The organism is Chitinophaga flava (assembly GCF_003308995.1).
Lineage (GTDB): Bacteria > Bacteroidota > Bacteroidia > Chitinophagales > Chitinophagaceae > Chitinophaga > Chitinophaga flava.
Genome location: NZ_QFFJ01000002.1, coordinates 3,737,409 through 3,759,782, shown reverse-complemented (window position 1 = coordinate 3,759,782; position 22,374 = coordinate 3,737,409). Strand labels below are relative to the sequence as shown.

General features: G+C 49.8%; 3 protein-coding genes. All 3 read left to right on the top strand.

Annotated features, from left to right (window positions below):
• The first annotated feature begins 43 nt into the window (after positions 1-43).
• The 3 genes from DF182_RS30095 to DF182_RS30085 are packed head-to-tail and all read left to right on the top strand — an operon-like array spanning position 44 to position 22,359.
• On the top strand, positions 44-1,015 hold the full coding sequence (locus tag DF182_RS30095) for a pyridoxal-phosphate dependent enzyme (RefSeq protein ID WP_113619457.1): 972 nt from the start codon (positions 44-46) through the stop codon (positions 1,013-1,015).
• A 23-nt stretch (positions 1,016-1,038) separates the two neighbouring features.
• The gene (locus DF182_RS30090; protein WP_113619456.1) at positions 1,039-2,010 is read left to right on the top strand and encodes a 2,3-diaminopropionate biosynthesis protein SbnB; all 972 of its coding nucleotides are present in this window, start codon (positions 1,039-1,041) and stop codon (positions 2,008-2,010) included.
• A 54-nt stretch (positions 2,011-2,064) separates the two neighbouring features.
• The gene (locus DF182_RS30085; RefSeq protein ID WP_147243594.1) at positions 2,065-22,359 is read left to right on the top strand and encodes a non-ribosomal peptide synthetase; all 20,295 of its coding nucleotides are present in this window, start codon (positions 2,065-2,067) and stop codon (positions 22,357-22,359) included.
• The last annotated feature ends 15 nt before the right edge of the window (positions 22,360-22,374 follow it).

The following is a 22,374-nucleotide window of genomic DNA, read 5'->3' as shown; positions in this document are numbered from 1 at the left end:
AACCCTCAATTTTCTCATCTCCAATTCGCTAAATCCCGAATAAATGTTAACTGAACTTAATAAACTCGCCGCCTTTATTGGCCAGACACCCCTTATCTCCCTGGAAAATGAACATGCCGATCTCTTCGCCAAACTGGAGTACAACAATTTCTCCGGCAGCTCAAAAGACCGCGCAGCATTCAGTATCATCTACAATGGCATCAAATCCGGCGCCATCAACGAAGGTACTACCATCATCGCCTCCAGCTCCGGAAATCTCGCTATAGCCGTGGCTTCCATCTGTAAAAGATTACACCTGAAATTTATCCCGGTCATCGACCCCAATATCAATAAAGCATACGAGGCTTTGCTCAACCTCACCTCCTACAAAGTAGTGAAGGTGACCAAAAGAGATCATACCGGTGGTTACCTGCTCACCAGAATAGATACAGTGAATGAATTGTATGCCGGTATGGACAACGCTTTCATCGCAGATCAGTACGCTGACCCCAACAACTACAAAGGCTACTACGGCCTCGGACACGAGATCATCACTTCCTTCAATAAACTAGACTATATCTTCATCGCCGTGAGCTCCAGTGGCGCCATCACAGGGATCTCCAGAAGTGTGAAACAGAAAAGACCAGAGATCAAAATCATTGGCGTGGATGTGGAAGGCTCCGTGATCTTCCGCAAAGAAGGGAGCAAACGCTATATCTCCGGCATCGGCGCCAGCAAAATACCACCCATCATCGAAAATGCCCTCATCGATGATGTGGTGATCGTTTCACAACTCGACCTCATCAAAGGCTGCCACGAACTGCTCAATGAACAAGCCATCTTTGCAGGTGCTTCTTCCGGCGCTGTATATCTGGCCGCAAAAAACTATGCGAAATATAGCGAGCATACAGACAGACCCCAGTCCCTGCTCATCTTCCCGGATAAAGGACATACCTACCTGGATACTATTTACGACAAGGAATGGGTAGACCAGCTGGCTGAAAAACTGCAACCCGCCACTTCTGCACAAGGATGATTTCATGATTTAAAGAAATATATATGCTTTATCTGAATGCTGATGACATCAGGGCTGTCGGATTTGACTGGAAAAAACTCACAGAAGTAATCAGTGAATCCGTGGCCGCCCTCCACCAGAACGATTATTCCCAGCCTATCAAACCCTATCTGCGGTATGGCGATCCGAAAAACAGAATCATTGCTATGCCCGCCTATCTCGGCGGAAACCAGCCCATGGCCGGAATCAAATGGATAGCCAGTTTTCCGGACAACATCTACAAAAACAAACTCCGGGCAAACTCCGTTACCGTCCTGAATGAACACGATAGTGGTATTCCACTTTGTATCATCAACACTTCGCTGATCAGCGCGGTAAGAACAGCCGCCGTATCCGGCCTGATGATCGTCAAATACCTGGAAGCCAATACCATCAACAGGAAACTGACTGTTGGCATCAACGGCTTTGGCCCCATCGGAAAAATGCACCTTAAAATGGTGACCGCTATTCTGGGAGATAACATAGAAAAAATTTACCTCCACGATATTGCCGGCGTTGATAAAGAACAGGTTGACCCTGAAATCAAACACCTCGTGGAAGTAGCCGGCACCTGGGAAGAAGCCTACAGTGATGCGGATATCTTCATGACCTGTACCGTTTCCGCTGCTCCCTATATCGATAAAACGCCGCGTAGTGGCTCTCTTCAGCTCAACGTTTCCCTGCGTGACTACAAAGTGGATATGAAAGATCAGGTAGATGTGATCGTGGTAGACGACTGGGACGAAGTATGCCGCCAGAACACAGACATCGAGAATATGCATAAGGTGAAAGGATTGCAGAAAAACGATACGCTCTCCATCTCCGATATTGTTTGTAACGATGCCCTGAAACAACACACAACTCCGGAAGTAGTGATGTTCAACCCAATGGGTATGGCCATCTTCGATATCGCTACCGGATACTATTATTTCAGAGAGGCCACCGCGAGGAAAATAGGTTCTGAAATGCCCGACTGATAATAATTGCAGCTGATCTTTCTTCTCCTCCGTACAACCCACAAGATATATTTTATGACACTCCAGACTTTATCTCTTCATCCGGCTCAACAGGATGTGTATTTAGACCAGGCGATTAATACAGACACTCCCTATTACAATATGGGAGGATATTTAAGACTGATAGGCCGTCTTAACAAGGAAAAATTCATCGAAGCTGTACGCTCGGCACCGGAAGTATTCGATGTCCTTAAAATGCGTTTCGATCTCCGTGATGAAGAGCCGGTTGCTTATGTGGATGAAACCTATTCTGTGTTTGAGCTCACGGAAATGGAGTTTCCGGAGGGAGAAGATAAGAAGGAACGAGTGGAGCAATGGATAAGGGAAAAGCTGGCCACACCTTTCCGGGTGGAGAAAGATATCATGCTGGCAGACCACTATCTCATCCGTATTTCGGAGGAGGAGCATTGGTATTACTTCAGATATCATCACCTGATAGTGGATGGATACGGTGTTTCAGGCATGCTGCATTATATCGCGAAAAAATATAAGTCACTGGTAACCGGCGAGCCGGTTACCTTTAACTATCCATCCTACATTGAAGAAGCAAAACGTGCAGCTGAATTTTGTGCCTCCGAAGCATACACGGCGGAAGGGGAATACTGGAAGCAGAAGATTGGGACACTGCCTTCAAAACTGCTGCAGAAGCGGTTTGTGGAAGAGGAGGGGATGAAGAACAAATGTAATACCTTCATTCTTGAGTTTGCCGGAGAAGAAAGAGCTTTGCTGGAAGCATTGCAGGCAGATACAAATGCCAACCTCCAGCAGCTCACGATTGCGGCGATGATGATTTATTATGCCAGAACTTCCGGCCAGGAAGACTTTATCTTCGGCATACCGCTGCATCGCAGAAGGAACAAGCTGTTGCGCGCTATCGCCGGTATGTTTACCGGTGTTATTCCGTTTACCGGAAGTTATAAAGCCGGTACCCGCGTATCAGAGCTTATCAAATCCGTTATCTCTTCCCAGCGTGAAGATTACCGTTACCAGAATTACCTGATCGGTGACCTGAGCAGGCATTTTAAAGTAGGACATGATGATGGACTGATAGAGATCGCCGTCAACTTTGCGCCTGTTGACTTTACCCTGGATCTGGGCGAAGGGCTGTCTTCTGTGCTGGTCAATATTCCCAGCGGATACCTGCCTTTTCCGATAGAAATGTTCTGGTATGATTACGGTAAACAACAGCCGTTACAATTACGGGTAGACTACCAGGTAGCTTATTTTAATAAAGAAGAAATTTCGGCGCTGGTGCATCGTTTGCTGTATGTGCTGCATCAGTTCCGTGAAACACCGGATGTTTTGGTGGAGCAGGTCAACCTGCTGCCTGCTAAAGAGCAGGTATTGCTTGCTGGTTTTAGCAGCCCGGCACCTCACGATCCTTATGGTGCGGAAGATACATTGCCTGCATTGTTCTCTGCACAGGCCAGGGCCGCATCACAGCGTACCGCCGTGGTTTACCGCGATACCGCATTTTCTTACGGTGAGCTGGAAGCGTTGTCCAACAAGCTTTCCCACTATCTGCGCAGCAAAGGGGTTCAAACAGACAAGCTGGTGCCCATTTGCCTGGAGCGATCTATGGAGATGTTTGTGGCCATCCTTGCTATCTGGAAAGCAGGCGGTGCTTATGTGCCGGTAGATACTACCTATCCTGCAGAAAGGATTGCCTATTTGCTGGAAGATACAACCGCTTCATTGGTAATATGCAGCCGCGCTACCCGTCATCTTTTTGGTGAGCATGTGGAAACGCTGATCATTGATGAGCTCCCGGATGCAGTTACAGCTGGCCCTGAGGTAGCGCCTGCCTTTAATCCTGCCCCGCAGGACCTCAGCTATGTGATCTACACCTCCGGTTCTACCGGCAAGCCCAAAGGTGTGATGGTAGAGCATCGTGGTATGCTCAATCACCTCTATGCCAAAACCGGCGACCTGCAGATAGATGCCGAAACAATCCTGGCATTTACTGCTTCCTATACTTTTGATATTTCTGTATGGCAGATGTTCGCAGCACTGATGTGCGGCGGGCATACTGTTGTATACGATGATGATCATATTTATCAGCCTGCAGCCCTGATCAGTGCTGTGGAAGAAGATCAGGTGACTATCCTGGAACTGGTACCATCCTACCTGGCCGCTGTGTTGCAGGAAAAAACAACCGTATCTCTGAGCAGGCTTGAGTACCTGATGGTAACAGGGGAGGCGGTGAGCCAGCACCTGTTGCAGCAGTGGTTCACGCATCCGTTGTACGGCCGTATTCCTGTAGTGAATGCCTATGGCCCTACCGAAGCCTCTGATGATATCACCCATCATACTATGTATGAAACGCCTGCCAGTGCTAATGTGCCACTGGGCCGGCCCGTCCGGAATATGGACATCTATATCGTCAGCCAGGATATGGAGCTGTGCCCTATCGGTGTAGCTGGAGAAATATGTGTGGCGGGCATAGGCGTATCCCGTGGATACCTGGGCCGCCCGGAACTGACAGCAGAGAAATTTATTACAGATCCGTTTACAACAGGCGAAACAAGGCGCATGTACAGAACGGGCGACCTTGGCCGCTGGTCATGGGACGGAACCATCGAATACCTGGGCCGTATGGACGATCAGGTAAAGATCCGCGGATACCGTATAGAGCTGGGTGAGATTGAAGCTGTGCTGCATCAGCTGCCCTTTGTGAATGAAGCGGTGGTGGTAGCCAGGGAAGATAAAGGCCATAAACAGCTGGTAGCCTATGTGGTGGCGCCCTCCGGCTTCGAAAGGGAAACCGCACTTTTACATCTGAAAGATAAACTGCCCGAATATATGATCCCCGTGATCGTTGAGCTGGAGAAAATGCCGCTCACGCCCAACGGGAAAGTGGATAAACGGGCATTACCAGATCCGCTTGCAGAGGCACATATCGCAGAGGCATTTGTGGCCCCGCGGAATAAAACAGAACAAACACTCGCCGATATATGGCAGGACCTGCTGCGCATAGAAAAGGTGGGTATCCACGATAATTTCTTTGAACTGGGTGGTAACTCGCTCCTGGGCATCCGGATGATTGCCGTGATCTCCAGAACATTCAACGCCGCCCTGACCGTAAGGACCTTGTTCCGTTATGCAACGATTGCCACGCTGGCAGCTTATATCCGGCAGCAAAGCGGCAACAGCAGACTGCAGATCACCGCACAGCCGCATATTACGCCCAAGCCACTGTCGTTTAGCCAGGAACGTCTCTGGTTCATCGACTCTATGGAGGGTAGCGAACATTATCATATTCCTGTGGTGCTGACGTTAAAAGGGCATGTTGACAGGCATGCGCTGCAATTTGCATTTCAGTCAGTGATCAACCGCCATGAAGTACTGCGGACGGTGGTTTACGAACAGGATGGTACCGGTTATCAGCAGGTGCTGGCGAAAGACAGCTGGCAGCTGGAAGAACCGGCAGACGGAGGTGATGTGCAACAGGCAATCAGCCATTTTATCTACCGGCCTTTTGATCTCTCAAAAGATCATATGCTGCGTGCAACGCTCCTGAAACAAGCTGAAGACGAACATACGCTGGTCATCACCGTGCATCACATCGCTGCTGATGCCTGGTCGATGGCGCTCATCATAAAGGAATTTGCGGCTTACTACAATGAAGCTGCTGCAGGACAGGCTGCCGGGCTTCCGGAATTGCCGCTGCAGTATACTGACTATGCTATCTGGCAACGGGCTTCTTTATCAGAAGTGTTATCCACCAGCCAGCAGTACTGGAAAAAACAACTCGCCGGTATAGAACCACTGAATCTCTCCACAGATTATCCAAGACCAGCCATACAAAGCAGGAAAGGCGCTGTTACCTATTTTAGTATCGGTAAGGAAATAGCTGAAAAGCTGTACCAGTTGGGGAGACAGCAGGATACCACCCTGTTTGTTACCCTCTTGTCAGCCTTTAAGGTATTGTTGTTCCGGTATACCGGACAACAGGATATCTGCGTGGGAACACCTGTGGCAGGCAGAACACAACAGGAGCTGGAGAGCATAGCCGGTTTCTTCGTAGATACCTTGCCGTTATATAGCCATCTGGAAGCAGACACTACTTTCAATGCCTTATTACAACAGGAGAAAGAAGTGCTGCTGGAAGGATACGAACACCAGGACCTTCCGTTCGAAAAAATAGTGGAGGCAGTTACCGACAACAGAGACCTGAGCAGAACCCCGCTTTTCCAGGCTATGTTTGTATTGCAGGACGCGCCGGATTTTGCTGACATAGAGCTGAATGGCCTCACACTATCATTGGGAGAGGTTGAACATACTATTTCCAAATTTGATATCACCGTTGCTGTCACAGAGAAACAGGATGAACTGACGTTCGAACTGGAATACTGCACAGACCTGTTTAGCGAGGAAACCGCCAGCCGTATGGCCGGGCATTTTGAACAGCTCCTGCAAGCGATCGTGAATAATCCTGCCCAATCTATCGGCCATCTGCAAATGCTCACACCGGCGGAAGAGCAGCAGTTGCTGAAAGCTTTCAATGATTCGGCAGTTCCCTATGCACAGGATAAACATATTATAGACCTGTTTGATGAACAGGTAGCCCTGGCCCCCGAAGCTACTGCGCTGATCTTTAAAAATAACACCTTATCATACCGCGAGCTGGATGAACGCTCTAACCGCCTGGCCCGCTATTTCCGCAAGCATGGCGTAAACAAGGAAACAAGAATTCCTATCTGCATTGAACGTTCCTTTGAGATGATCATCGGTATACTGGGTATACTCAAGGCTGGTGGGGTATATGTGCCCATCGACCCTGATTATCCGGAAGAGCGTATCAACTATATACTGGAAGATACCGGAGCGGTGATGGTGATCAGTAGCAGTGCCTGTGCCCATAAACTGGCCGGTGTTCCGGGAGTAAATGTCATCTGTCTGGATGAAGAAGCGCCACGTATTAACCGGTTTGCTGTAACACCTCCGGGTATAGCGCTCACTCCTTGTCAGTTGGCCTATATCATCTATACCTCCGGTTCTACCGGCAAACCTAAAGGGGTAATGCTGGAGCATAAAGGGGTGGTGAATCTGGCCCGGAGCCAGGCCACAGCCTTGCGTCTGTATCAGGGTACCCGTTCATTGCAGTTTGCGTCTTTCGGTTTTGATGCGTCCTGTTATGAGATATTCAACACACTGTTAAGTGGTGGTGTATTGGTGTTACCGGAGAAAGAAGACCTGCTCTCTCAGGAGAGATTTACCACGCTGATCAATACCCATGAAGTCGAACTGGTAACATTACCACCTTCATACCAGCATATTATAAAGGAGCATACCGGCACTATTAAGACGATTGTTTCTGCCGGAGAGCCGCTGAACCGGGAAGACGGTAAATACCTGCAATCAAAAGGCATCCGTGTGGTTAACGCCTACGGCCCTACGGAGAATACCGTTTGCACTACACTCACTGAGACGCCTATACGCAAGGATAATACAGTTGTAATAGGCACGCCCATCGCCAATGTACAGGTTTACATCCTGGGTGCCGGCGGGGCACTCTGTCCTGTAGGTGTAACCGGCGAAATCTGCATAGGAGGCGCTAACCTGGCCCGTGGATATTGGAATCGTGCAGACCTCACCCAGGAGAAGTTCATTGCTAATTCCTACAGTAAGGAATGGGGTGGCCGCCTGTATCGTACGGGTGATCTGGGCCGCTGGCTGGCTGATGGAAATATTGAGTACATCGGCAGGATGGATGATCAGGTGAAGATCAGAGGGTATCGTATAGAGCTGGGAGAGATTGAAAGCGTATTGCTGGAACACCCGTTGGTAGGCCAGGCCGCAGTACTGGCGAAAGCCGGGGGCGGCGACCAGCAGAAACAGCTGGTGGCCTATGTGATGCCGCAGGATACTTTTGACAAAACAGCCGTATTGGAATACCTGCAACAGCGGCTGCCGGAATACATGGTCCCCGCGCTGTTCATCACCATGGAGCAGTTTCCTTTAACACCCAGTGGAAAGATAGACCGTAAGGCCCTGCCGGAGCCGGAAGTGCCCCGCAGTCTGTATGTGGCAGCCCGTACTGCTACCGAACAGGTGCTGGTATCAATCTGGCAGGAACTGCTGGATAAAGAACAGATCGGTATACAGGATCATTTCTTCCATCTGGGAGGCCACTCACTGATGGCGATCCGCCTTATTGCAGCGGTCCGCAAGGAGCTGCATGCCGAGCTGTCGGTAAGGGATGTATTTACTCGTAATACCATCGAAACACTGGCTGCATTCATCGACCAGCAACAGGAAAAAACAATATTGCCAGAAATCATCGTACAAAACAAACCTCCGTACATGCCATTGTCGTTTAGCCAGGAAAGGCTCTGGTTTATCGACAAGCTGGAAGGAAGTATGCACTATCACACTTCCACTTTGTTAAAACTTAAAGGAAAGGTGAACATATTGGCCCTTCAGCATGCCCTTCATCATATCGTGGAACGCCACGGAGCCCTGAGAACGGTTTTCAGGGAAAACGAGGGTGTCGCTTATCAGCTGGTATTGCCAGCCGATAACTGGCATCTGCTGGAACTGTCATCGGCGGAAGATTTTATAGCATACGGTCATCAATCATTTAATCTTGCATCGGATTATATGATGCGCGCAGCACTGGTGCAGTCCGGCAATGAAACGTATGAATTGATGATCACCATGCATCATATTGCATCAGATGGTTGGTCAATATCTATACTCGCTGCTGAACTGTCTGAATTGTATGCTGCATTTACTACAGAAAGACTGCCTGTATTGAAGCCGCTGGCCATACAATACGCTGACTACGCCATCTGGCAGAAAACCTATGTCACAGGCGAGGTACTGAAAAGTCAGCAGGACTACTGGCTGAAAAAAATGTCAGGCCTGGAGCCACTGAACCTGCACACTGATTATGCACGGCCTGCAGTGCAACGCAATAACGGTGCGCTGTTCATCACCAACATAGACCGGGAGCTCACAGATAAAATAAACGTGCTTTCACGCCAGCAGGGAGTAACGCCGTTTATGACGCTGCTTGCAGCTTTCAAAGTGCTGCTTTATCGCTATAGCGGTCAGGATGATATCTGTGTAGGTACACCGCTGGCAGGAAGAAAACAACAGGAAGTAGAATCCCTGATAGGGTTCTTTATCAATACGCTGGCTGTAAGGAGTGACCTGGGCAACGATCCCGGATTCGATACTTTCCTGCAGCAGGTAAAAAATACATTACTCGAAGGTTATGAGCACCAGGACATGCCTTTTGAGAAAGTGGTGGACGCTGTGGTAAGGACCAGGGATCTGAGTCGCCATCCACTGTTCCAGGTGATGTTTTTGTTGCATAACACACCTGATATTCCTGCCTTCAGCCTGGGAGACCTTGCTGTAGAGATGGAAGAGGTAGAAGAAACCACCGCTAAATTTGACCTGATATTTACCCTGCAGGCTAAAGAAGATGAATTGCTGTTGGGCGTGGAATACTGTACAGACCTGTTTTGCAGGGATACGGTGGAACGTATGGCTGAACATTATAAACAGTTGTTACGCTCAGTAACAGCTGCTCCTGCACAGCAGATCAGTACACTGAATATGCTGACTGCTACGGAAACGCAAACGTTACAGACGTTTGCTACCGGCCCCGTGATTGACCTGCCGGCAGATCAGACAGTGGTGACGCTGTTTGAAGAACAGGTGCAGCGATATCCCGATGCAGTAGCTATTCAGTTTGAAGAGACGGAAATCACTTACCATACACTTCATGAACGTACCAATCAACTGGCGCATCTCCTGCGTAGTAAAGGGATTGGAGCCGACAGCAAAGTACCGGTGTTTTTTGATCGCTGCCCTGAAATGATCATCGCGGTGCTGTCTATCTGGAAGGCTGGCGGTGCTTATGTGCCTATTGATCCCAAATTTCCGGAAGAGAGGGTACGATATATACTGGAAGAGACAGCCGCACAGGTGGTGGTCACCAATCAGCGTAGTAGTGTGTTACTGCCTGCAGATATAACAGCAGCCATTATTTCAGCAGATGAAGAAGATATATTAAGCAATCAGCCACGTACTGCATTACAACCTGTTGCCGCACAGCAACATCTTGCATACGTATTATACACTTCCGGTTCTACCGGAAAGCCTAAAGGTGTGCTGGTAGAACATGCAGGTCTGCTGAACCACCTACTGGCGATGATAGAGGAATTCGACATGAACCCTTCTACTATATTGGCCTTTACCGCTCCTTATACCTTCGATATTTCTGTATGGCAGATGGTGAATGCACTGGTGTGCGGAGGCAGAACGGTCATCTATACAGAAGATCTGATCCATCGTCCTGACCTGTTTATTCAAACGGTGGAAGAGCAGGGTGTGACACTGTTACAGCTGGTGCCGTCCTATCTTACTTCTGTATTGCAGGAAGAGCCGGATGTAACTTTGCAGTCGCTGGACTACCTGCTGGTAACAGGGGAGGCCGTCACCGTTTCCTTGCTGGAGCAGTGGTTTGCGCATGAACGTTTTGGAAATATTACCGTAGCTAACGCTTACGGACCTACGGAGGCGTCTGATGACGTGAGCTTCTATTTCATGAGTGAAGCACCGGATGTAGTGCAGGTGCCGGTAGGTACACCTATCCGTAATCTGCGGATGTATGTGCTGGACAACAACCTGCAACTGTGTCCGCAGGGAGTGCCGGGCGAAATATGTGTGGCCGGTCTGGCAGTAGCACAGGGTTATCTGAACCGTCCGGAACTGACAGCTGCGAAATTTGTGGAAGATCCTTTCTGTCCGGGTGAAAGAATGTATCGCACCGGCGACCTCGGAAGATGGCTGCCGGATGGCAATATGGAGTATATCGGTCGTGCAGATGATCAGGTTAAGATCCGTGGTTTCCGTATAGAGCTGGGTGAGATAGAACACGCCCTGCAGCAATATCCGCAGATCGCACAGGCGGTAGTGGTGGCAAAATCCGATGATAAAGGCATCAAACGACTGGTAGGATATCTTGTGCCCGAAGGCGAACTGGATAAAGATACGCTGACAGGATATCTGAAGGAACGTCTGCCGGAATACATGATACCCGTATTGGTTGTGCTGGACAAACTGCCGCTTACAGCCAATGGTAAAGTAGACAAAAAAGCATTGCCTGACCCTGCGGCCGGCGCCATCAGCAACTATGTGGCTCCGCGCACTACGCTCGAAAGTCAGCTGGCAGATATCTGGCAGCGGCTGCTGGGCATACCACAGGCAGGTATATACGATAATTTCTTTGAGCTGGGAGGTCACTCACTGCTGGTTATCCGTCTCATCGCCGCTATCCGTAAGGAGATCGGCGCAGAGCTACAGGTGAAGGATGTTTTCATACACTCAGACATCGCTTCTCTCGCGGCAGGCATCGATGTAGCGACAGCATCGTTGCTGCCGCCGGTAACCAGAATAGTGCCGGCGCCCGAACTGATACCCTTGTCTTTCAGCCAGGAAAGACTCTGGTTTATTGACAAACTGGAAGGTAGTACGCATTATCACAATCCTTCCATCCTTACACTAACAGGTGTTGTCAGCGCCGATGGCATCGCATGGGCATTACAACAAGTCATCAACCGCCATGAAGTGTTGAGGACTGTAGTCCGTGAAGCAGATGGAACCGGCTACCAGCATGTTCTCGCAGCAGATAGCTGGAAAATGGAGAACATCGACACAACCCTCAGCCAAACAGCTGCCACTGCGGCCTTCATCGCAAAGCCCTTTGATCTCAGCAGGGACCATATGCTGCGTGCAGCCCTGATCAGCCATTCCGCCAATGATCATGTGCTGGTGATGGTAGTGCACCATATTGCCTTTGATGGATGGTCTTCCGGTATCGTTATCCGTGAGCTGTCTGAATACTATGCTGCCTATATTGAAAAACGCAATGCAGCCCTGGAGCCGCTGGCATTACAGTATAGCGACTATGCTATCTGGCAGCGCACCTATCTCAACGGACCAGTACTGGAAACATTGCTGCAATACTGGAAACAGCAGTTGTCCGGCATCGACGCACTGAATATGCCGACAGACTACCCCAGACCACTGGTACAAAGTACAAAGGGGGCTATGCTCACCTTCCATCTGGAGAACAATCTCGCCGGTGCACTAAATGATCTCAGCAGGCAACAGGGCGTTACGCTCTTCATGACATTGCTGGCGACTTTCAAAGTATTATTATATCGTTATACAGGCCAACAGGATATCTGCGTAGGTACCCCGGTAGCAGGAAGAAGTCAACAGGAAATTGAAAACCTCGCAGGATTCTTTATCAATACACTGGCATTACGCAGTCAGCCTGATGGCGCCTTGCCTTTTGATACTTACTTGCAACAGGTGAAAACCACGCTGCTGGAAGCCTACGAACATCAGGAACTGCCTTTTGAAAGGATAGTCGATGCCGTGGTGAAAAACAGGGACCTCAGCAGAAGTCCGCTGTTCCAGGTGATGCTGGTATTGCAGAACACCCCTGAAGAAGCCGCACTGAAACTGGGTGATGCTGTACTCACTGAAGAAGAAACAGCACTCACCACAGCCAAATACGATCTGATATTTGTATTGGAAGAAAAGAAAGACGGACTGCTGCTGAATGTGGAATATTGTACAGATCTCTTCAGTGCTGCCACCGCCACACAGCTGGCCAAACACTATGAGCAGCTGTTGAAATCCGTGACTACAACACCAGCGGCCAGACTGAGCCTGCTCCATATGCTCACACCGAATGATGAACAGCTGTTGCTGAAGTTGTTCAACGGTCCTGCTGTAGGTTATCCTGAAGATAAAACCATTGTCACCCTCTTTGAAGAGCAGGTGGACAGAACGCCGGAACTCACGGCAGTAGTGTATAACAGCCAAAGGCTTACCTACCGTGAGCTGGATGAACGTTCTAACCAGCTGGCCCATTACCTGAGAAGTAAGGGCGTGCAGGAAGAGACACTGGTGCCTGTTTGTATGGGAAGAGGACTGGAGATGATTATCAGTATGCTGGCCATCCTTAAGGCCGGAGGTGCTTATGTACCGGTAGATCCTGATTATCCTGAAGATCGTGTACATTTTATGCTGGAAGATACCGGCGCCCAGCTGGCCATCAGCACCAGTGCAGACAGTGCAGTGCTTCGTGCAGCAGGTATCGCCACCCTGATAGAAACAGATACAGATCCTGCCATTGCCACACAGCCACGCACCCGCGTGAATGCAGGGGTGAAGCCTGGCAATGTAGCTTATGTGATTTATACTTCCGGTTCCACCGGCCGTCCGAAAGGCGTGCTGATAGAGCATGTCAACGTAGTACGCCTGTTTGAAACGGAGACGCCGTTATATGATTTTAATTCCCATGATGTATGGACGATGTTCCATTCATTCAGCTTCGACTTCTCCGTATGGGAGATGTACGGTGCATTGTTCTACGGTGGCCGTCTGGTGATAGTGCCAAAAGATGTGGCCAGGGATGTCATCCGCTTTGGTGAACTGCTGATCAGCGAAAAGGTTACGGTGCTGAACCAGACACCATCTGCATTCTACGTGTTGCAGGATTACCTGACTACACGACCGGAGAGTATCGCTGTGCGTTATGTGATCTTCGGTGGTGAAGCGTTGAACCCGGCCAAACTCCGGCCCTGGAAGGAACGTTTCCCTGCTTCCCGCCTGATCAACATGTACGGTATTACGGAAACTACGGTACACGTAACTTTCCTCGAACTGAAGGAGGCTCATCTAAACAGCAGCGCCAGCGCCATCGGAAGACCTATTCCCACTTTAAATGCGTATATCCTTGACAGTGAGCAGCAGCTATCGCCAGTGGGTGTAACCGGTGAACTGTATATTGGTGGGGCCGGCGTGGCCCGCGGGTACCTCAACCGCCCCGAGCTTACAGCGGCCAGGTTCCTGGCCAGTCCTTTCCAGGAAGGCGAACGGTTGTACCGTACCGGTGACCTCGCCCGCTGGTATCACGATGGTAACATCGAATACCAGGGACGTATAGACGATCAGGTAAAGATCCGTGGCTTCAGGATAGAGCTGGGAGAAATAGAGAACGCCATACAGGGTAGCGGTGTAGTAGGCAATAGTGTGGTGCTTGCAAAAACAGTAGGCACCGGCGACAAACAGCTGGTAGCCTATGTGGTGCCCGGAGATAATTACAGCAAGGAAGCTGTGGTCAGCCATCTCAAAGACCTGCTCCCGGAATATATGATACCTTCCATTTGGGTGGTGATGGAGAATATACCACTTACATCCAACGGAAAAGTAAACAGGAAAGCATTGCCGGAACCGGATGCTGCAAGGCTGGCGAATGTTGCCTACGTAGCGCCACGTACCACAACGGAAATTTCCCTGGCAGCCATCTGGCAGGAATTGCTGGGGGCAGAAAGGGTAGGTGTCAACGATAACTTCTTCGAACTGGGAGGCGACTCGATCCGTGTGATCAAAGTGGCCAGCAGAATATATCATCTCTTCCATAAAGAAGTAAAAGTATTTGAAGTATACCAGGCCGCCACACTCGGAGAACTGGCCAGGGTGGTAGATAACAAGGCCGCTACCGCTGAATACAGGGAAGCGGTTTATCAGGAAGTGAATGAAACCCTCGACCGCCAAAAGGAAAGCCTCCTGCCTTTACTGAAAGAAACCGCTAACATCGAAGATCTGTATCCAGTTAGTGATATCGAACGGGGTATGTTGTTCATCTCTCTGATGAACCCCACCGAAGCACTGTACCATGACCAGTTTGTTGGCAAACTGCCGAGAACATTTGATGCCACCATCGTCCGGCAGGCATACGAGCTGCTGATTGCCCGGCACAGCATATTGAGAACAGGTTTCAGAATGGGGCTCCATGACCAGGATATACAGATCGTGTACAAATCCGTACCGGTGCAGGTGCCCACATTTGATATCCGGCATCTCAGCGGCCCCGAAGTAAAAGCAGCGGTAGAACAGTATCTGGAAGAAGAAAGGACCCGGCCTTTTGTGATTGAAGATGCACCACTGTGGCGGGCTTCCTTGTTCTCCCTGAAAGACTGTAATCTCCTGGTGTTCCAGTTCCATCATGCTATTCTCGATGGATGGAGTGTGGCATCACTCAATACGGAACTTTACAACCTGTGCACCGCACTGGTGAGCAATAAAACCACGGAGCTGCCAGCCCCGCTGAGAGCATCCTATAAGGACTATATCATCGAAAGACTGGTCACTAAAAAATTAGATGACAGCAGGAATTTCTGGGAAGCAGAGCTGGCGGATTATAAACGACTGGACATCTTCACCGACGAACCTGTGTTGGAGGTGGTCAACTACCAGTTTGATGAGCGGTATGCCGCGTTGCTGAGGGAACGGACAAGGTGGGATAATATCTCCATTAAAGGCCTGGCACTGGGTGCTTATCTCTATACACTCAGCCTGCTGACCTATGAAGATGACCTGACGGTGGGGCTGGTGACCAACACCCGTCCGCTCGTTGAAGATGCAGACCTGCTGCTGGGTTGCTTCCTTAATACGATTCCGCTGAGATATAATATGGGCAGCAGCTATACCTGGAAATCCTATTTCGAAGGTGTAGAGGCCAAATTATTGTCACTCAAAGAACGTGACCGTACCAGTCTCTTCGAAATCACGAAGATCACCGGTGAACATTCATCCAACAACAACCCTTACTTCGATACGATCTTCAACTTCATCAACTTCCATGTGTATGATGGATTGAAGGGGGGCGTGTCTGCGATGACACCGGAAGATGCCAGCGAACTACCTGCTATCAGTGATTTTGAGCTGACCAACACTTTCCTGGATTGTACAGTAAGTACTACCGGTGATACCTTCACTGTTCAGTTTTCTATACGCAGAAAATTAAGTGCTGGAAAGAAGCTGGAAGACCTGGTCTATTATTTCAGGAAAATAATAAACGCTTATCTCGAACATTATGAGGAGGCGGTAACGACAACGGATATACTATCGCCGGAAGAGAACAGGCTGGTGCTGGAGAAATTCCCCGCATCTCCTTTACAGCTGCCCGCACAGCCTTCTGCCACACTGGTATCACTCTTCAGAGAACAGGTGTCACTGCGTGGAGAAGAAGTAGCGTTGGTAAGTGGTGATTTTAAACTCAGTTACCATGAACTGGATGAACGTTCCAACCAGGTGGCGCATTATCTGCAGTCGCGTGGGGTAAAGACAGAGAGCCTGGTGGCCGTATGTATGGACCGCAGTCCGTTGCTGGTAGTTTGTATGCTGGGTATTCTCAAGGCAGGTGGTGCCTATGTTCCACTGGATGCAGGCTATCCGCGTGAACGTATTGCCTACATGCTGGCTGACAGTGGTAGCGAACTGGTGTTGACGACCGCTAAATATGCTTCACTGTGCAGTGATACAGAAGCGACCATTGTACTGACTGATGAGAACATATGGGAAGACAGTCCTGTGTCTCCATTGAAAGATATCATTACTGAAAAACAGCTGGCTTATGTCATCTATACCTCCGGTTCTACTGGTCGTCCCAAAGGTGTGATGATAGAGCATTACAACGTGGTGAACCTGGTACGCTGGCATGCGGCTTATTATGAAGTGAGTGCGGCAAGCCGTGCAACTGCGATGGCCAGCATTGGCTTCGATGCCTTCGGTTGGGAGCTGTGGCCATACCTCTGTGCCGGAGCCGGTCTCTGGCTGCTGGATGACGATGCGCGCCTGTCGCCGGAAACGGTGGTGTCGCTGTATACTTCAGCAGGCATTACCCACAGCTTTGTGGCTACCGGCCTGGTGCCGGAGATTATGCAGGCGTTACGGGGCCGCGAGGTGCCGTTGCAATACCTGTTGACAGGTGGCGACCGCCTGGCATCGGTATCGCTGTCTGATGCCCGTTACCAGCTGGTGAATAACTATGGACCTACGGAAAATACGGTGGTAACGAGCAGTTACGTGCTGCCGGCAGATGGTAGCACACAGCCTTCCATCGGCAGGGCCGTAAGCAATACACGTATCTATATAACGGATACGGCACTACGTCCTGTTCCCGTGGGTGTAGCCGGTGAGCTTTGTGTAAGTGGTAGTCAGCTTTCACGCGGTTATCTCGGCCAGCCTGAGCTGACAGCAGAGAAATTTGTAGCGCATCCATTCCGCGCCGGCGAGCGCCTTTACCGCACCGGTGACCTCGCACGCTGGCTGCCTGATGGTAATATAGAGTTCTTCGGCAGAAAAGATGAACAGGTGAAGATCCGTGGTTACCGTATTGAGTTGGGAGAAATTGAAAATGTGTTGTTGCAGAGTGGACTGGTAAACCAGACAATCGTGACCGCCACGCCAGACGCCCGTGGTATCAAACGTTTGATCGCCTACGTCGTTTCCTCAGCAGTATTCGATGAGGCTGCATTGAACAACTTCTTACAGGGCCGCCTGCCGGCATACATGCTGCCATCACGTTATGTGGCACTGGCGGAGCTGCCGCTTACGGCCAATGGAAAAATTGACCGCCGTGCATTACCAGAACCGGAAGAGGAAGAACTGGTGTCCGGCTACTTGTACGCCGCACCGCGTAACGCTGCCGAAGCCGCACTGGCCGTGATATGGGAAGAGTTGTTGGGAACCGGTAATGTTGGTATCCATGATAATTTCTTCCGGCTCGGAGGTGATTCCATTATCAGTATACAGCTGGCAAGCCGCGCCAGACAGGCAGGCGTCAATCTGCAGGTAAAGGATGTTTTCCAGTACCAGACCATTGCGCAGCTGTCTGCTGCACTGGCTGATCGCCGCCAGGATGGCGGAATAACGCCGGAGCAGGGAATGCTGAATGGTACTGCAGGTTTACTGCCTGTACAACAACAGTACCTCCATGAGGTAACGGATGCAACTAATCGCCTTAATCAGGTGATATTGCTGGAAACCGATAAGGATATTGCCCCTGAAGTACTGGAGGCTGCCATCAGAAGGCTGCAGGAACAACATGATGCACTCCGTTTTGTTTACCACCATGAAGAGGGCCGTTGGGTGCAGGAATACAGTGATCACTTTGTAACTCTGCATACAGAAAATCTGTCGGCTGGTGATAGAAAGTCGCTGGGAACACAACTGACTGATTTCTGTAGCCAGTACCAGCCCGATCTGAACCATGTTGTGAAAGCTGTATGGATAAAAATGCCTGCATACAGTAGCCATCACCGGCTGTTGCTGGCAGTACATCCTATCGTGGCCGACAGGGTTGCCATGGGTATACTGCAAGAGGATCTGCAGCAATTGATCCATCATCCTTCAAAAGAAACAAAAGAAAAAACCGCTTCTTACCGTCAATGGTATGAGCAGTTGACAAAATATACAAAAAGCGAACAGCTGTTGTCGCAGAAACGTTACTGGCAACAGGCCGTGCAGCAGCGGGAGCCACTAGTGGTTGGCCACACATCCGCTTCACCGGTAAGTTCGCTGAAAAATACCAGCACCCACCTGGATGTAGCACTGACCTCGTTGTTGTTGAAGGAGGTGCAGGCTACTTATCGTACAGCCGTCAGCGATATCCTGCTGGCAGCGCTTACCCGCACACTGGCCGGCCCGAACGGCTCTCAGGAGATCGTGATCGGACTGGAAAGCCATGGCCGTGAAATGCTGAATGAAGCCCTGGATATTAGCCGCACCGTTGGATGCTTCACCAGCGTATATCCGGTACTGTTAAACACCAGGGATTGTACAGATGACAGCCGTTTGATCAGAAGTGTCAAAGAGCAGTTACTGCATGTACCTGATAACGGTCTTGGCTTTGGCATACTGAAGTATATGGTACAGGACCCTGGATTACAGCGGGAAAATCCATATCAGCTGGTATTTAATTACACCGGGCATGCTGATAGATTCGGCACAGGTGATTATGGCACCACTGGTAGTCCATTCCATGGGCATCAGGTGATATCCGTTCACTGCTTCGTGAAAGAGGGAGAACTCTACATCAACTGGAGTTATAATAACGGACATTTCAGCGATGCTACTATTGCTACCTTGTCTTCCTCATACCTGCGCCAGCTGGAATTACTGATAGATCACTGTGTACAGTTGGGCCGGCTTGGGTCTGTACCTACACCATGGGGATATGGCTTGCCCGCCACTGTTGGCTACAAGGCCTTCGATAAATTCCTGGAGTCACCGGTTAGTGCCACAAACAGTATCAGCCGCCTTCAGGCTATCAGTGAAGTATATACGTTGACACCACTACAGGAAGGGATGCTCTTCCATGGACTGTATGATAAAGATTCCGCTGCCTATATAGAACAGTTCAGCTGTGATCTTCCGGGTGTGGACGTACAGGCGCTGCAGCGAAGCTGGAATCAGCTGCTCAGCAGGCATACGATCCTGCGTACCGGCTTTAGTTACGAAGACCTGCCTGTGCCGGTACAATATGTATACAAAACGCTGACGATGCCTTTTGAAACGGTAGATTACCGTGATCTTCCGGAAGACGGGCTGGAAGCGGCTATTGAGGCATATATCCGCCAGGACCGTGAAAGAGGATTTAACTATGAAGAAGCGCCGCTGATGCGTATCATCCTGATACAAACAGGAGAAAGGGATTATCATATGTTATGGTCATTCCATCACCTGCTGCTGGATGGCTGGTCTGTATCCCTTGTACTGGGAGAATTGTTGCAGCAATATGAATACGAAGTAAAAGGAGGAGCAGAGAAGTTGGTGCCGGAAGATAAATATGGAGAGTATATCCATTACATCGGCGACCGCAACAAATGGAAAGAGCAGGAATACTGGAACCGTTACATGGAAGGCCTGGAAACAGCTACGCTGCTGCCTTTCATTAAAACAACCAGCAATCGTAACAAAGGAGTGGGGCAGTATCAGGAACAACAACTGTTCTTCGGTGAAAGCATCACACAGCAGATAACGGAAACGGCAAAACGTTACGGTATCACCGTCAATACCCTGATGCAGGGCGTGTGGGCGTTACTGTTACATAAGTATACCGGTCTGCAGAACATCGTATATGGGGTATCGGTATCCGGCCGTCCTGCCAGTTTACAAGGGGTGGAACATCGTGCGGGCCTTTACATCAATACGCTGCCGCTGCATACCCGCTTCGAAAAAGATACAACGATCAGCAACTGGCTGCAACAGATCCAGAAGAACCAGGTACAGTCCAGGGAATATGAATATACATCGCTGAACAGGATTCAGGCCCTTACCGGCATCACCGGCGATCTGTTTGACAGCCTGCTGGTATTTGATAACTATCCGGTTAGCGAAGCATTGAAAGCGGGAGAAGATAAATGGAGCCTGAAAGCGGAACGTATAAAACTGCTGGAGCAAACCAACTTCCCGCTGGATATTCTGATTGCGCTGTCAAAAGAAAAGACCTCGATTACCTTCAATTATAATACAGAATTGCTGGAAGAGCAGTACATGCGTCAGCTGGCAGGACATTTCGAAAGTGTATTGTTACAGTTCCTGGACGACAGGCAGCAGCAATTGGGAGCAGTTTCATTGTTGACCAACGAAGAAACACAGGTGCTGCAAGCATTATCTGCCGGACCTGTGGTGCCATGGCCCGAAGATCAGACACTGGCAAGCCTCTTCGAAAAACAGGCACTTATACTTCCGGAAGCCGTAGCTATTGAGTTTGAAGGATCTACCTTCACTTACCGCGAACTAAATGAACGCGCCAATCAGCTGGCTCATTACCTGAGAAGCAAGGGCGTGAAAGAAAATGTGCTGGTGCCTATCTGCATAGACAGAAGTCTGGAAATGATCCTGGGTATTCTCGGTATCGTGAAGGCCGGCGGTGCTTATGTTCCGGTTGATCCAGGCTATCCGCAGGACCGTATAGGATTTATCCTGGAAGATGTAAAAGCTACTGTGGTACTCACTAATCAGCGATGCAGTACACAATTACCAGCCGACAGTAATATTACGGTCATCAATCTGGATGTAGACAAACAGCTGGATCGCCAGCCTGTGGCTACACCTGGCAACCTCATCGCAACAGATCATCTTTGTTATGTTATTTATACTTCCGGTTCTACCGGACGCCCTAAAGGGGTGATGATAGAACATGCAGGGATGGTGAATCACCTGTATGCCAAAGTAAATGAACTGGCGGTAGATGCCACTACCACTATTGCTTTCACAGCATCCTATACATTTGATATTTCTGTATGGCAGATGTTTGCGGCGCTGGTTTGTGGTGGACGTACCATCATTTACCCAACTGATACGGTGCTGAATCCGGCAGCGCTGATCAACAAGGTGGCAGCAGACAGGGTGAATATCCTGGAGTTGGTGCCCTCTTACCTGGCGATATTGTTACAACACCATGCTGCTGTGGAATTGAAGCAGCTTCGTTATCTGCTGGTGACCGGAGAAACAGTGACACCATCACTCCTGAAACAATGGTTCAGCCATCCATACTATCAACATATTCCGGTAGTAAATGCTTATGGTCCTACAGAAGCATCTGATGATATCACCCATTACTTTATGCATGAAGCGCCGGAGCTGAGCAGCGTTCCGCTGGGAAGACCCATCCAGAACCTGCAGATACAGATCCTCGACCTCACGGATCAGCCTTGTCCGATAGGGGTACCCGGAGAGATCATCGTATCCGGTATAGGTGTGGGCCGTGGTTACCTGAACCGTGAAGCGCTTACCGCAGAAAAATTCGTGTGCCTGACTCCCGGCAGTGGGCTAAGGTCTTACCGTACCGGTGACCTTGGCCGCTGGCTGCCGGACGGCAATATCGAATACCTCGGCAGGATAGACCACCAGGTGAAGATCAGGGGTAATCGTATAGAGCTGGGTGAAATAGAAAGTGTGTTGCAGCAGTACGAACTGATACATCAATGTGTAGTCATTGCCCGGAAGGATGCACAGGGAATCAGCCAGCTGATAGGATATGTCGTACCGAAAGAGCCGCTGAAGAAGGAGGATGTGCTGGCCTATCTGAAGGAAAGACTGCCCGAGTATATGATACCGCTGCTGGTGGAACTGGCCGAAATGCCGCTGACTCCTAATGGTAAGATAGACCGGAAAGCTTTACCAGAGCCGGATGCAGGCTTGCAGTCCGGATCATATACGGCCCCCCGCAACAAAACGGAAGAAATACTGGCCGGTATTTGTCAGGAACTGCTGAATGCAGACCGTATAAGCGTCAACGTTAACCTCTTCGAACTGGGTATGCACTCCCTGATGGTGATGCGGTTTACCGCTGCTGTATTGGATGCTCTCCAGGTAGAGATACCGGTAAAGACCTTCTTTGAACAGCCTACTGTTGAAGCATTGGCAGTGTATGCGGAGAGAAAGTCGGGCGAATCCAGGAAACGTAAACGTATTGCCTTGTAAAGAGATAACCCCTTG

Excerpts from the sequence above, each read along its gene's own strand:
- DF182_RS30095 (WP_113619457.1), top strand. The coding sequence starts at position 44 with ATGTTAACTGAACTTAATAAACTCGCCGCCTTTATTGGCCAGACACCC.
- DF182_RS30085 (WP_147243594.1), top strand. The coding sequence starts at position 2,065 with ATGACACTCCAGACTTTATCTCTTCATCCGGCTCAACAGGATGTGTAT.
- DF182_RS30090 (WP_113619456.1), top strand. The coding sequence starts at position 1,039 with ATGCTTTATCTGAATGCTGATGACATCAGGGCTGTCGGATTTGACTGG.